Genomic DNA, 13,315 nt, shown 5'->3' with positions numbered 1-13,315 from the left:
CGACGACCGGTGGTGTGGCGATGGCCTCACCGTGACGTTCGCGTGAACGCCTGGTCAGCGTCCCACCGCGTACCCCTGCATCCCGCGCGGGTTGGCGGCCGCCGACAGCACGCCCGTCTCCGGGTCGCGGGCGACCGCGCACAGCCGGCCCTCCGACCACGGCCCGCCGACCGTGACCGCGTGCCCCCGGCGGCGCAGCTCTGTGACGAGGCTCTCCCCGAGCCGCGATTCGACGGTGACGGCGCCGGGGCGGGTCGTCCGGGGGTGGAAGGAGCCGGGGAAGCTCTCCTGGTGCCAGTTGGGGGCGTCGATGGCGCCCTGGAGGTCCGGCCCGCCGCGCACCTCGGGGCGCAGGGCGAGGGCGAGGAAGAAGTGCAGCTGCCACTGGTCCTGCTGGTCGCCGCCGGGGGTGCCGAAGGCCAGGACGGGTTCGCCGCCGCGCAGGGCCAGCGAGGGGGTGAGCGTGGTGCGCGGCCGGCGGCCGGGCGTGAGGCTGTTGGGCAGGCCCTCCTCCAGCCAGGTCATCTGGAGCCGGGTGCCGAGGGGGAAGCCGAGCTCGGGCACGACGGGGTTGGACTGGAGCCAGCCGCCGCTGGGCGTCGCGGAGATCATGTTGCCCCAGCGGTCGACGACGTCGAGGTGGCAGGTGTCCCCGGAGGTGGCGCCGTCGGCGCCGACGGTGGGCTCCCCGCCGCCCGCGTGGACGGGCGGCGGGGCCCCGCCCTCGGGGAGCCGGGCGAGCCGTGGCACGCGTCCGCCGGGGCTGCCGGGGCGCAGCTCGTACGAGGCGGTGGCGCCGATGAGCTTGCGGCGCTCGGCGTTGTAGGCGTCCGACAGCAGCGCGTCCAGCGGTACGTCGCCGGTGGCGTCGCCGTACCAGGCCTCGCGGTCGGCCATGGCGAGCTTGCCGCCCTCGATGAGGGTGTGGACGTGGTCGGGCGTGCCGGGGGCGGGGAGGTCCTCGGGGAGGAGGGCCAGTTGCTGGAGGAGGACGGGGCCCTGTGACCAGGGGCCGGCCTTGCAGACGGTCCAGCCCCGCCAGTCGTGGGTGACGGGGTCCTCGTAGGTGGCGTGGTGGCGGGCGAGGTCGTCGCCGGTGAGGGTGCCCGCGTGGCGTTCCCCGGAGGTGTCCAGGGTGGGGCGGGCGGCGGCCCGGACGAGCGCCTCGGCGATGAAGCCCTCGCGCCAGATCCGGCGGGCGGCGTCGATCCGTGTCTCGCGGCCGGGCCCGGCCGCCTCCGCCTCGGCGAGGAGCCGGCGCCAGGTGGCGGCGAGGGCGGGGTTGTGGAAGAGGACGCCGGGGGCCGGGGGTCTGCCGCCGGGCAGGTAGAGGGCGGCGGAGGGCGCCCACTCCGGTTCGGTCTCGAACAGCTTCCGGACGGTGGCCACGGTCGCCCCGACCCGTTCCACGGGCGCGTGGCCGTGCTCGGCGTAGCCGATCGCGTAGCCGAGCACCTCGCGGAGGGACTTGGTGCCGTGGTCGCGCAGGAGCAGCATCCAGGCGTCGAAGGCGCCGGGCACGGCCGCCGCGAGGGGGCCGGTGCCGGGGACGAGCTCCAGGCCGAGCGAGGTGTAGTGCGCCACGCTCGCCCCGGCGGGGGCCGGCCCCTGGCCGCACAGCACCCGCACCGGTCCCCCGGCGGGGGCGAGCAGCGCGGGCACTTCACCGGCCGGCCCGTTGAGGTGCGGCTCCACGACGTGGAGGACGAACCCGGCGGCCACGGCGGCGTCGAAGGCGTTGCCGCCGCCCTCCAGGACGGCCATCGCGCACTGGGAGGCCAGCCAGTGGGTGGAGGACACCATGCCGAAGGTGCCCTGGAGGGTGGGCCGGGTGGTGAACGTGGGGAACGTCGGAGTCACGGCCCCCAGCTAGGCAGACGGCGGACGGGCGCACAAGAGTTACGGTGGATTCCGCCGTCGGCCGGGTGGCCGATGGCCGGGAACGAGCGGGAGGACGCGGCCGTGCACGGCGAATACAAGGTTCCGGGCGGAAAACTCGTCGTCGTGGACCTGGCGGTCGAGGACGGCTCGCTGCGCGACGTCCGGGTGGCCGGGGACTTCTTCCTCGAGCCGGACGAGGCGCTGCTCGACATCAACCGCGCCCTGGAGGGCACGCCGGCCGACACCCCCGCCCCGGAGCTCGCCGCCCGCATCGACGCGGCGCTGCCCGAGGGCACGGTGATGTTCGGCTTCTCCTCCGAGGCCGTGGGCGTGGCGGTGCGGCGGGCGCTGGCACAGGCCACCGACTGGCATCACTACGACTGGCAGCTCATCCACGACGGCCCCCAGTCCCCCGCCCTGCACATGGCGCTGGACGAGGTCCTGACCGCCGAGGTCGCGGCGGGCCGGCGGCCGCCGACGCTGCGGGTGTGGGAGTGGGCGTCCCCGGCCGTGATCATCGGCAGCTTCCAGTCGCTGCGGAACGAGGTGGACCCGGAGGGGGCGGAGCGCCACGGGATGACGGTGGTGCGCCGGATCAGCGGCGGCGGCGCCATGTTCGTCGAGCCCGGCAACACGATCACGTACTCGCTGTGCGTGCCGGACGCGCTCGTGCAGGGCCTGTCCTTCGCCGACAGCTACGCCTACCTCGACGACTGGGTCCTCGCCGCGCTGGAGGGCATGGGCGTCAAGGCCTGGTACCAGCCCCTCAACGACATCGCCACCGAGGCGGGCAAGATCGCGGGGGCCGCGCAGAAGCGGGTGGTGTCCGGCGACGGCGCGGTGCTCCACCACGTGACGATGGCGTACGACATCGACGCGGACAAGATGCTCGACGTGCTGCGCATCGGCAAGGAGAAGCTCTCCGACAAGGGGACGAAGTCCGCGAAGAAGCGGGTGGATCCGCTGCGGCGGCAGACGGGTCTGGCGCGGGACGCCGTGATCGAGCGCATGGTGGCGTCGTTCCGGGGGCGGTACGGGCTCACCGACGGGGCCGTCACGCCGGAGGAGATGGCGCGGGCGGAGGAGCTGGCCGCGACGAAGTTCTCCTCGGAGGAGTGGACGGCTCGCGTGCCGTAGGGGTGGTGCGGGCCCCCGCCGGTGACGGCGGGGGCCCCACGGTCAGCACTCTATGACGCCCTTGGCGATGCCCTTGAACGCGCCGGTGAGCATGCCGATGGCGACTCCTTCGGGGCCGGTCAGGGCACCCGTGACACCTCCGACGACGATGCTGGTGCCGATCTTCTTGGCCATGCACTTGTCGTGCTCGTCGCTGTTCTTGGCGGCGGGGGCGGCCATGAGGGACTTCACCGTCGCGGTCACCTCGGGAGTGGCGGAGGTGCCGCCGCCCAGGGAGAAGGTCGGGGGCGAGATCGTGCCGGTTACGGTGTCGCCGGTGACGCCTTCGATGGTCTGGGTGACGGTGTTGCCGTTCACCGCGAGACCGACCTTGTGGGTCGTGCCGTCGGTGTCCGTGACGGTGCCGGGCTGCACCGTCGCGATCGTGCCGCCGTTGGCGTCACTGACCCGGACACCGCCGTTGTAGGCGGTCAGCTTGGCGCCTTCGGGCACGTCCACGGTGGCCGTCGCGGTCCTCGCGAGGGCGGCGGGCTTGACGTCGGTGCCCCCGGTGCCGCTGCCGGGCGCGTCCGTGCTGGTGCGGGCGACGTACATCGTGGAGCCGGCCGCCGAGTTGACGACGGGGACGGTCACCGTCGCGTCGGCGGTCCACGGCTGGTTGTCGGTGTCGAAGGTCCACGTGCCGGTGACCTTCTTGCCGACGGCGGCGAAGTCGACCCAGCCGTAGTTCTTGGCCGGGACGTCGATCGCGATGCCGTTCACGGTCGTCTCGTCGGACTGGTACGTCTGCGTCGCGGTGAGCTGGTTGCTGATCAGCGCCTGGACGGGGACGGAGACACCACCGGAGACGCCGACGGAGGTCGATACGCCGGCGGAGAACGACTGCGCCCAGCCGGAGTGGTAGATCGTGGTGAAGACCTGCTTCATGGTGCCGCCGGTGTCGTTGTACCAGACCGACGAGGCGGGCTGACGGGGCAGGACCTCGGGCTTGCCTTCGGACTTCTGCGTCCACGAACAGGTGGAGGTCTTCTTGGAGCACAGGTCGGTGTAGTAGTCGAGGGCGAGCTGCCTCGCCTCGGCCGCCTTCGCCGCCGGCACCGTCCACTCCTGGCTCGCGCCGCCGTTGCAGATGTTGGGCTGGGCGAGGATGCCCCACAGGTGGAGGCCGCCCCGGTTGTCCATGCACCACTCGGTGCCGCTCTTGTCGTCGCGGCGGACGATGCCGAACGCGTTGGGCTTCCCGTCGACGGGGCGGAAGTGCCACTGCTCGCCGTCCTTGCCACAGGACTGCTGGACGGCGGGCTGGGTGGAGTGGACGCACTTCCCGGAGGAGGTGCTGGCGATGTTGAACGTGCCGGGGTCGCCGAGCTTGATCAGCCGCCAGTTCGTGTAGTTGGTGCCGCCGGGGGTGACGGATATCTGGTTTCCGTCGTTGTTGCCCGTCGCGTTGAGGGTGCCGTCGGTGTTGGTGAAGGTGTAGGCGTCGGTCGCGGCGGCGGCCGCGGGAGTCGCGGTCACGGCGAGGACGGGCACGAGGAGGGTCAGGGCGGCGGCCGGCGCGGTGAGAAGTCTCGCGGCTCTCTTCAGGGCTCGGTTCATGATCGCTTTCTGTGGTGAATTCGTGTCGTTTCTGTGGCGCTCCTGTCGCGTTCGGTGAGCGTAGGGGGAAACAGGCCGGAATGACGGATTCCGTCAGGAACTCGGCTCAGTGATCTAGGACACCTCCCTCACCAGCGAGAGAGGTGTCCGTCGGGGCGGGCGGGGCCGGGGCCGGCTACCCCAGCGCCGGGATCAGATGCTCCCCGTACGCGTCGATCGTCGCCTCCTTCGCGTCGTGCATCGCGTAGAGGGCGAACTGGTCGACGCCCAGCTCCCTGAGCCGCTCCAGGCGTTCGCGGTGGGCGGCCACCGGGCCGAGGACGCAGAAGCGGTCGACGATCTCGTCGGGGACGAAGTCCGTCGAGGGGTTGCCGGCGCGGCCGTGGTGGCTGTAGTCGTAGCCGGAGCGGCGCTCGATGTAGTCGGTGAGGGCGTCGGGGACGGCGCCGGAGTGGGTGCCGTAGCGGGAGACGAGGTCGGCGACGTGGTTGCCGACCATGCCGCCGAACCAGCGGCACTGTTCGCGGGCGTGGGCGAGGTCGTCGCCGACGTAGGCGGGGGCGGCGACGCAGACGGTGACGGAGGACGGGTCGCGGCCCGCGTCGGCGGCCGCGGCGCGCACGGCCTTGACCATCCATTCGGTGAGGAAGGGATCGGCGAGCTGGAGGATGAAGCCGTCGGCCTCGCGCCCCGCCAGGGCGAGGGCCTTGGGCCCGTAGGCGGCCATCCACACGGGCAGCCGGCCGTCGCGGACCCAGGGGATCCGCAGCGTCTTCCCGTCGCCGACGTCGGCCTCGCGCCCCTCCGCGAGGTCGCGGATGACGCGGATCGACTCGCCGAGCGTGGCGAGGGTGTTGGGCTTGCGCCCGGCCACCCGCATCGCGGAGTCGCCCCGGCCGATGCCGCAGACGGTGCGGTTGCCGTACATGTCGTTGAGGGTGGCGAAGGTGGAGGCGGTCACCTCGGGGGTGCGGGTGGAGGGGTTGGTGACCATGGGACCGACGACGAGGCTGTCGGTGTGTTCCAGGATCCGGCTGTAGATGACGAAGGGCTCCTGCCAGAGCACGGCGGAGTCGAACGTCCAGCCGTAGCGGAAGCCCGCGCCCTCGGCGCGTCTCATGAGGTCGACGACGGCGGTGGCGGGCGGGTCGGTCTGGAGGACGAGGCCGAAGTCCACGTGCGGGGTGCTCCTTACGCGTTACGGGAGGTACTGGCAGGTGGTGCGGGGCACGTAGCGGCCGTGGCCCGCCCGGCCGGTGAACTTCCTTTTGTCGATGACGGTTTCGCCGCGCGAGAGGACGGTCTCCACCTGCCCGGTGATCTGTTTGCCCTCGTAGGCCGAGTAGTCGACGTTCATGTGGTGGGTGGACGCGGAGAGCGTCTGCCGCGCGTGGGGGTCGTAGACGACGATGTCGGCGTCGGCGCCGGGGGCGATGGTGCCCTTGTGCGGGGCGAGGCCGAACATCCGGGCGGGCGCGGCGCAGGCGATCTCGATCCAGCGGCGGCGGGAGATGTGGCCGTCGACGACGGCCTGGTGGAGGAGGTCCATGCGGTTCTCCACGCCGGGCAGCCCGTTGGGGATCTTCGAGAAGTCGCCCCGGCCCAGCTCCTTCTGGCCGGAAAAGCAGAAGGGGCAGTGGTCGGTGGAGACGACCTGGAGGTCGTCGGTGCGCAGACCGCGCCAGAGCGCGGCCTGGTGCTCGCGCGGCCGCAGGGGCGTGGAGCAGACGTACTTGGCGCCCTCGAAGCCCGGTTCGGCGAGGTTGTCGGTGGAGAGGAAGAGGTACTGCGGGCAGGTCTCGCCGAAGACCGGGAGGCCCTTGTCACGGGCCTGGGCGAGCTCGGCGACGGCCTCCTCGGCCGAGACGTGCACGACGTACAAGGGGCTGCCGGCGACGCGGGCGAGCTGGATCGCCCGGTGGGTGGCCTCGGCCTCCAGCAGGGCCCTGCGGACCTCGCCGTGGTAGCGCGGATCGGTCTTCCCCGCCGCCAGGGCCTGTTCGACGAGGACGTCGATGGCGATGCCGTTCTCGGCGTGCATCATGATCAGCCCGCCGTTGCCGGCGGCCCGCTGCATCGCGCGCAGGATCTGCCCGTCGTCGCTGTAGAAGACGCCCGGGTAGGCCATGAACAGCTTGAAGGACGTCACGCCTTCCCCCACCAGCAGGTCCATCTCCTTGAGGGAGCTCTCGTGCACATCGGAGAGGATCATGTGGAAGGCGTAGTCGACGGCGCACCGGCCCTCCGCCTTGGCGTGCCAGGCGTCCAGTCCGGCCCGCAGGGCCTGGCCCTTCGACTGGACGGCGAAGTCGACGACCGTCGTCGTGCCGCCCCAGGCGGCGGCGCGGGTGCCGGTCTCGAAGGTGTCCGAGGAGGAGGTGCCGCCGAAGGGGAGCTCGAAGTGGGTGTGGGCGTCGACGCCGCCGGGGATGACGTACTTCCCCGTGGCGTCGACGACCCGGTCGGCCCTCCAGCTCCGGGCGTACGCGCTGTCGGGGGCGGCCAGCGCGGCGACCTTGCCGTCCTCGATCAGGACGTCCGCGGTGATCTCGTCGGCGGCGGTGATCACGAGTCCGCCGCTGACGATCGTGGTGGTCATGGCGCCTCCCCGGCGGCGAGGTCCTGTTGCGCGCGTCGGAGCGCCTCCTCGAGGATCGCGGCGCCCTCCTCGGCCTCCGCGACGGTGAGCGTCATGGGCGGGGCGATGCGCAGGGTGTTGCCCTCGCGGCCGCCCTTGCCGATCAACAGGCCGAGCTCCCGGGCGTGTTCGAGGGTGCGGGCGGCGGCGCGGGGGGACGGCGAGCCGTCGCGCCCGACGAGTTCGACGCCGGCCATCAGCCCCCGGCCGCGCACCTCGTGGACGACCGTCAGGCCGGCGCCGATGGCGCGCAGCCGCTCCAGGAGGAGGCCGCCGACGCGGCGGGCGTTGCCCTGGAGGTCGTGCTCGATCAGATAGGTGAGGTTGGCGAGGCCGGCGGCCATGGTGACGGGGCTGCCGCCGAAGGTGGAGATGGAGTTGGCCTCCAGGCAGTTCATGACGTCGGCGCGGGCGACGACGCCGCCGATGGACATGCCGTTGCCGATGCCCTTGGCGAAGGTCAGGAGGTCGGGCGGGCCGCTCGCGGCGTGCGCCTGCCAGCCCCAGAAGTGGTCGCCGGTGCGGCCCCAGCCGGTCTGCACCTCGTCGGTGATCCACAGGATGCCGTGGCGCCCCAGGACCTCGCGGAAGGCCGCGTAGAGCCCGTCGGGCGGCGCGGTGAAGCCGCCGACGCCCTGGACGGGCTCGGCGATCAGCGCGGCGACGGTGCCGTGCGCCTGGCCGAGCACGTCCTCCAGGTCCGCGACGCACGCCTCGATGAACTGCCCGTCGTTCAGGTGGGCGTAGGGGCCGCGGCCGCGGACGCCGCCGTGGACGTAGAGCGTCTGGAGGGGCGAGAGGCTGGTGGGCGACCAGCTGGTGTTGCCGGTGACGCCGACCGTCGAGAAGGAACGGCCGTGGTAGCTGTTGCGCATCGCCAGGATCTGGTTGGAGCCCCGGTACGTGGTGGCCAGCAGCAGCGCCGCGTCGTTCGCCTCGGTGCCGGAGGTGGTGAAGAAGACGCGGGCGTCGGGGATGCCGGACAGGCTCGCGACGCGCTCGGCGAGCTCGACCATGTGCCGGTCGAGGTAGAGGGTGGAGGTGTGGAGGATGCGGCCGGCCTGCTCGCTGACGGCCTTGGTGACCTCGGGGAGGGCGTGGGCGGTCATCGTGGTGAGGATGCCGCCGAAGAAGTCGAGGTAGCGCTTTCCGGAGGCGTCCCAGACGTGCCGGCCCTCGCCGTGGGTGAGCTCCAGCGGCTCGTCGTAGTAGAGGGCGAGCCAGGAGGGCATCACGGCGCGGTGCCGGTCGTGGAGCGGGGTGGCGGGGCTCATGGGCGCACCAGCCCGTCGTAGGCGTCGGGTCGGCGGTCCCGGTAGAACGCCCACTGCCGGCGCACCTGGTCGATCACGTCGAAGTCCAGGTCGCGGACGAGCAGTTCCTCCTTGGTGTCGCTGGCCGGCTCGCCGACGAACTGCCCGCGCGGGTCGACGAAGTAGGAGGTGCCGTAGAAGTCGTTGTCCCCGTACTCCTCCTGGCCCACGCGGTTGATGGCGGCGACGAAGTACTCGTTGGCGACGGCCGCCGCGGGCTGTTCGAGCCGCCACAGGTGGCCGGAGAGGCCCCGGGAGGTGGCGGAGGGGTTGTAGACGAGCTGCGCGCCGGCGAGGCCGAGGGCGCGCCAGCCCTCGGGGAAGTGCCGGTCGTAGCAGATGTAGACGCCGATCCGGCCGACGGCCGTGTCGAAGACGGGCCAGCCGAGGTTGCCGGGCCGGAAGTAGTACTTCTCCCAGAAGCCCTTGATCTGGGGGATGTGGTGCTTGCGGTACTTGCCGAGACAGGTGCCGTCGGCGTCGATGACGGCTGCGGTGTTGTAGTAGAAGCCGGAATCCTCGACCTCGAAGACCGGCACGACGATCACCATGCCGGTCTCGCGGGCGAGGTCGCTCATCCGGCGGACGGTGGGGCCGTCCGGGACGGGCTCGGCCCAGCGGTAGTGCTCGCTCTCCTGCACCTGGCAGAAGTAGGGGGCGTTGAAGACTTCCTGGAAACCGATCACCTTGGCGCCCTGCGCGGCGGCGGCGCGGGCGTGCTCCTCGTGCTTGGCGATCATCGACTCGGTATCGCCGGTCCAGGTCGCCTGGACCAGTGCCGCACGGACAACGTTGGCCATGAGCTGCTCCTCAGCCGGGGCTTCGAACAGGCTGCGTACGCGGAAGATCCGCGTGTGCATGCGACCGTAGGTGCCGTCACTCCCCGTGGCAAGACCATCGCGCATGTCCCGCGCTCGCGGCAGATTAGACAGGAATCCTTGCAAGCCTTCCTGTCTTTCTTTAGGATGGCCGCATGACAGCCACCACGCTCGACCCCACGACCGCCCTCGTCCTCATCGACCTCCAGAAGGGCATCGTCGCCCTGCCCACCACCGACCCCGCCCCCACCGCCGACGCCGTCGTCGAGCGCGCCGCGCGCCTCGCCGCCGCCTTCCGCGAGCGCGGACTGCCGGTCGTCCTCGTGCGGGTCGCCGGCGCCGCGCCCGGCCGCTCCGAGGCCCCGCTGCGCTCCGGCCGGCCCCCGGCCGACTTCGCCGAGCTCGTGCCCGGGATCGGCCGCCAGGAGACCGACATCGTCGTCACCAAGCACACCTGGGGCGCCTTCCACGCCACCGACCTGGACCTCCAGCTGCGCCGCAGGGGCGTCACCCAGGTCGTGCTCGCGGGCATCGCCACGGGCGCCGGCATCGAGTCCACCGCCCGCGCGGCCCACGAGCACGGCTACCACGTGACCGTCGCGACGGACGCCGTCACCGACCCGGACCCCGAGGTCCACCGCTTCTCCGTGACGAAGGTCCTCCCGCGCCTGGCCGAGACGGACACCACGGACAACATCCTCGCCCTGCTGGGTGGTTGACCGCGGGCCGCCGCCGGCGCGTCACCCCACGCGCGCGGCGTACAGCACCAGCGCGACGGTGATGAGGGCGTACCCCGCCAGCCCGATCCAGGCACCGCGGTGGTGGATCCGCTCGGCCCGCACCGGATCGCCGCCCCGGACCGTCCACCGCCAGGACAGCACCGTGGCCACCACCGCCAGCAGTACGTAGACGAGCGTCAGCAGGTGCAGCGCGTCGATGAGCGTCAGCCCGACCGTGCTCGTGACGACCGTGCTGACCTGCTGGAGGTTCAGCATCACCACGAAGAGACCGCCGCCCAGCAGCGCCAGCCTGCTCTGCATCGAATCCAGCCGCTCGGCCATGCCCAGCTCCTTGCCGTGCGTGGGCAGCAGGAACGCGGCGGTCGCGAGGAGCACCATGAGGTAGAGCGGCCCGGTCAGCCGCCAGAAGGCCGTGGGGTCGTCACGCAGCAGATCCATCTCGACGACCAGCCTGCTGCGGGTGCTGCCCTGGCCCCGGGGAAGCGTGGTGTCACCGAAGTTCGTGGGGAAGTGCTGCTCGACGGAGGCCAGATGGAGGCCGGTGAGCTTCCATCCGTCGGGGGCGATCCCCTCGTTCGCGCCCGAGTCCGCGTTGTCGGGGGTGAAACGGAACTTGTCGATCGTCTTGCGGGACGTGATGTTGATCGTGATCCGGTGCCGGTCGAAAGGGAAGGCGCGCAGGTCCCAGTCCTGCCGGAAGACGCCCTGGATCCGCACCAGGTCCCGGAACATGCCGCCCTCCTCCGTCACCGCGGGATCGCTCTTCTCGGCGTTGGTGGAGTTGGTGAACGCCACATCGGGCAGCGGGTCCAGCTCGCGCTTGGGACAGACGCTCCACACCGTCAGCCGCGCCGAGAAGGCGTTCTTGGCCGGATCGAGATCGTAGAGGTCGCTGAGATAGGCGCCGACCCGGCAGGTCGGGGCCTCCTTCGCCGAAGCCGCTTTCGCCGAAGCCGTGCGCTCCGGGGCCGCGTCCGCGGTGCCGGCTGCCGACAGCCACACCGCGAACGCGCCGATCAGTACCGCCAGGACCCGTGTCAACCGCCGTCGCCCACTCATGACATCAGTGATCGTGGCCCGGCGGAGGCGGCCCCAATCCGGCGCGGGAACGCACGGCTCCCGCGCGCGGACGGTGCGTCAGCGCACCGGCGGATTCCCCGCCGGCCTCACCACCAGCGCCGAGCCACCGCCGCGCCGGGTCTTCTCGGCCGCGGCCAGCCAGCGCCCGTCAGGCAGCCGTTGGACGCCGGTGGCGGCGCCGATCTCCGGATTGAGCTTGAACACATGGCCCTTGGCCTCCAGCCGGCCCCGCAGCGGGCTGTCCCACAGCCCCGGCTCCAGCTCGGTGGCCGCCGCGTTGCGCTGGCTGGCGCGGGGCGCGGCGATGGCGTCGCCGAGCGGCATGCCGCGGTCCACGTGGTTGAGGAGCGTCTGGAGGACGGTCGTGATGATGGTGGCGCCGCCGGGCGAACCGAGGGCGAAGGCGGGCCTGCCGTGCTCCAGGACGATCGTGGGCGACAGGGACGAGCGCGGGCGCTTGCCCGGACCGGGCAGGTTGGGGTCGTGGACGCCGGGGCTGACGGGGGCGAAGGAGAAGTCGGTCAGCTCGTTGTTCAGCAGGAAGCCGCGCCCCGGCACGGTGATGCCGCTGCCGCCCGTCTGCTCCAGCGTCAGGGTGTAGGCGACGACGTTGCCCCACTTGTCGGCGACCGTCAGATGGGAGGTGTTCTCCCCCTCGTACGGTGTGGGGGCGGCCCGGCCGCCCGTCGCACAGGCCCGGCCCGGGCGGCGCGGGTCACCGGGCGCCAAGGGGCTGGTCAGCACGGCGCCGTCCTTGATCAGGCAGGCGCGCGAGTCGGCGAAGCGCTGGGAGAGCAGGCCCTGGACGGGCACCGACTCGAAGGCGGGGTCGCCGACCCAGCGGTTGCGGTCGGCGAAGGCGATCCGGCTCGCCTCGATGTAGCGGTGGAGGTACGTCTGCTGGTCGAGCCGCTTCAGCTCGGAGTTCTCCAGGATGTTGAGGGCCTCGCCGACCGTCGTCCCGCCGGAGGAGGAGGGGGCGATGCTGTACACGTCCAGGCCCCGGTAGGAGACCCGGGTGGGCTCCTGCTTGCGCGCGCCGTACGCGCGGAGGTCCCGCTCCGTCAGGTCGCCGGGCCGGGCGACGCGTCCGGAGGCCGGGTCGACGGGCGGCTTGCGCACGGTCCGCACCAGGTCGCGCCCCAGCGCGCCCCGGTAGAGGGCGGCCACGCCCTGATCGGCCAGCAGGCCGTAGGTGCGGGCGAGGTCGGGATTGCGCAGCGTCGAGCCGACGGCCGGGGGCTTGCCGCCGGGCAGGAAGATCTTGGCGGTGGCGGGGAAGTCCTTGAAGCGGTCGTAGTTGTCGGCGGTCTGCTTGCGGAACGTCTCGTCGACGGTGAAACCGTCCCGGGCCAGCCGCCGGGCGGGCTCGAGGACCTGCCCGAGGCTCCGGCTGCCCCAGGAGCGCAGGGCCGTGTCCCAGGTGGCGGGGGTGCCGGGGGTGCCGACGCTCAGGCCGCTGGTGACGGCGTCGGCGAAGGGCAGCGGGTGGCCCTTCTCGAGGAACAGGTCCTTGGTCGCGCTGAGCGGGGCGCGCTCACGGCCGTCGATGGTGCGGACCTGGCGGGACTTGGCGTCGTAGTAGACGAAGTAGCCGCCTCCGCCGATGCCGGCGGAGTAGGGCTCGGTGACGCCGAGGGCGGCGGCGGTGGCCACCGCCGCGTCGACGGCGTTGCCGCCCTTGCGCAGCACCTCGACGCCGGCGGCGGAGGCGTCGGCGTCGACGCTGGCCACGGCGCCGCCGTAGCCGACAGCGACGGGGGTCTTGGCGGGTGTGCGGGGTGCCTCGCCGGCGGGGGCGGGGGATGTGGCGGACGCGGCGGATGCGGCTGGCATGCCGGATGCGGCGGACGCGGCGGGCGCCGCCAGGGCCCCGGCGACGAGCGCGGCGGTGGCGGCCAGAACGGGCAGGACGGGCAGGCTCCGGCGGGGGTTCGGTCTGGCGAGGGCCATATGTGCCTCCGTGACGGACGAACGGGCCCCGGAGCCTACTCGCGGAGCGCGGCCGCCGACAGGGCACTTGGCCCTGGCGGGGCCGGCCCCGAAGCGGCTCAGCGCTCCGCTGGGAGGGCGGTACGTCACGCGCGGGTGCGTCGTAGCCGGTCGCGC

At 72.5% G+C, this 13,315-nt stretch carries 10 protein-coding genes; 2 read left to right on the top strand and 8 right to left on the bottom strand.

All coding sequences use genetic code 11. The features are described from left to right. Window positions 1-54 precede the first annotated feature (54 nt). Entirely contained in the window at window positions 55-1,803 is a 1,749-nt protein-coding gene (locus ACX9I7_RS04345) for a gamma-glutamyltransferase family protein (protein ID WP_459386635.1), read from the bottom strand. Window positions 1,804-1,962: 159 nt separating this feature from the next. Between ACX9I7_RS04345 and ACX9I7_RS04340 the strand changes: the two genes are divergently transcribed. After that, window positions 1,963-3,018 (top strand): lipoate--protein ligase family protein, encoded by a 1,056-nt coding sequence (locus ACX9I7_RS04340; RefSeq protein WP_459386634.1) that lies wholly within the window; start codon window positions 1,963-1,965, stop codon window positions 3,016-3,018. A gap of 42 nt (window positions 3,019-3,060) precedes the next feature. On the opposite strand, the gene ACX9I7_RS04335 is transcribed toward ACX9I7_RS04340, so the two are convergent. The 5 genes from ACX9I7_RS04335 to ACX9I7_RS04315 all read right to left on the bottom strand — a co-directional run bounded on the left by ACX9I7_RS04335 (window position 3,061) and on the right by ACX9I7_RS04315 (window position 9,368). Continuing rightward, a complete protein-coding gene (locus ACX9I7_RS04335) occupies window positions 3,061-4,617 on the bottom strand; it encodes an RICIN domain-containing protein (protein WP_459386533.1) in 1,557 nt (518 codons plus the stop codon). A 175-nt stretch (window positions 4,618-4,792) separates the two neighbouring features. Continuing rightward, a complete protein-coding gene (locus ACX9I7_RS04330) occupies window positions 4,793-5,794 on the bottom strand; it encodes a TIGR03842 family LLM class F420-dependent oxidoreductase (RefSeq protein ID WP_459386532.1) in 1,002 nt (333 codons plus the stop codon). 21 nt (window positions 5,795-5,815) lie between these two features. Further along, a complete protein-coding gene (hydA, locus tag ACX9I7_RS04325) occupies window positions 5,816-7,216 on the bottom strand; it encodes a dihydropyrimidinase (RefSeq protein ID WP_459386531.1) in 1,401 nt (466 codons plus the stop codon). Continuing rightward, a complete protein-coding gene (locus tag ACX9I7_RS04320; protein WP_459386530.1) occupies window positions 7,213-8,529 on the bottom strand; it encodes an aspartate aminotransferase family protein in 1,317 nt (438 codons plus the stop codon). The genes hydA and ACX9I7_RS04320 overlap by 4 nt, the downstream gene beginning before the upstream one ends. Continuing rightward, window positions 8,526-9,368: a nitrilase-related carbon-nitrogen hydrolase gene (locus ACX9I7_RS04315; protein WP_459386529.1), complete on the bottom strand. Its 843-nt coding sequence runs from the start codon at window positions 9,366-9,368 to the stop codon at window positions 8,526-8,528. Before ACX9I7_RS04315 ends, ACX9I7_RS04320 begins: the two co-directional genes overlap by 4 nt. Before the next feature lie 173 nt (window positions 9,369-9,541). Here ACX9I7_RS04315 and ACX9I7_RS04310 point away from each other — a divergent pair, with 173 nt between their 5' ends. Continuing rightward, window positions 9,542-10,105 (top strand): isochorismatase family protein, encoded by a 564-nt coding sequence (locus ACX9I7_RS04310; protein WP_387571291.1) that lies wholly within the window; start codon window positions 9,542-9,544, stop codon window positions 10,103-10,105. 21 nt (window positions 10,106-10,126) lie between these two features. On the opposite strand, the gene ACX9I7_RS04305 is transcribed toward ACX9I7_RS04310, so the two are convergent. Next, window positions 10,127-11,185: a ligand-gated ion channel gene (locus ACX9I7_RS04305; RefSeq protein WP_459386528.1), complete on the bottom strand. Its 1,059-nt coding sequence runs from the start codon at window positions 11,183-11,185 to the stop codon at window positions 10,127-10,129. 78 nt (window positions 11,186-11,263) lie between these two features. Beyond that, on the bottom strand, window positions 11,264-13,159 hold the full coding sequence (gene ggt / locus ACX9I7_RS04300; RefSeq protein WP_459386527.1) for a gamma-glutamyltransferase: 1,896 nt from the start codon (window positions 13,157-13,159) through the stop codon (window positions 11,264-11,266). Between the last annotated feature and the right edge of the window lie 156 nt (window positions 13,160-13,315).

This window comes from Streptomyces sp. L500 (assembly GCF_054551825.1).
Note: the sequence above shows the minus strand (reverse complement) of the source record. Positions and strands in the feature narration are given on the sequence as shown.

Bases quoted from the DNA above. Each gene is read 5' to 3' on its own strand.
- hydA (WP_459386531.1), bottom strand. From the start codon at position 7,216: ATGACCACCACGATCGTCAGCGGCGGACTCGTGATCACCGCCGCCGAC.
- ACX9I7_RS04315 (WP_459386529.1), bottom strand. From the start codon at position 9,368: ATGGCCAACGTTGTCCGTGCGGCACTGGTCCAGGCGACCTGGACCGGC.
- ACX9I7_RS04320 (WP_459386530.1), bottom strand. From the start codon at position 8,529: ATGAGCCCCGCCACCCCGCTCCACGACCGGCACCGCGCCGTGATGCCC.
- ACX9I7_RS04345 (WP_459386635.1), bottom strand. From the start codon at position 1,803: ATGGTGTCCTCCACCCACTGGCTGGCCTCCCAGTGCGCGATGGCCGTC.
- ACX9I7_RS04305 (WP_459386528.1), bottom strand. From the start codon at position 11,185: ATGAGTGGGCGACGGCGGTTGACACGGGTCCTGGCGGTACTGATCGGC.
- ACX9I7_RS04335 (WP_459386533.1), bottom strand. From the start codon at position 4,617: ATGAACCGAGCCCTGAAGAGAGCCGCGAGACTTCTCACCGCGCCGGCC.
- ggt (WP_459386527.1), bottom strand. From the start codon at position 13,159: ATGGCCCTCGCCAGACCGAACCCCCGCCGGAGCCTGCCCGTCCTGCCC.
- ACX9I7_RS04310 (WP_387571291.1), top strand. From the start codon at position 9,542: ATGACAGCCACCACGCTCGACCCCACGACCGCCCTCGTCCTCATCGAC.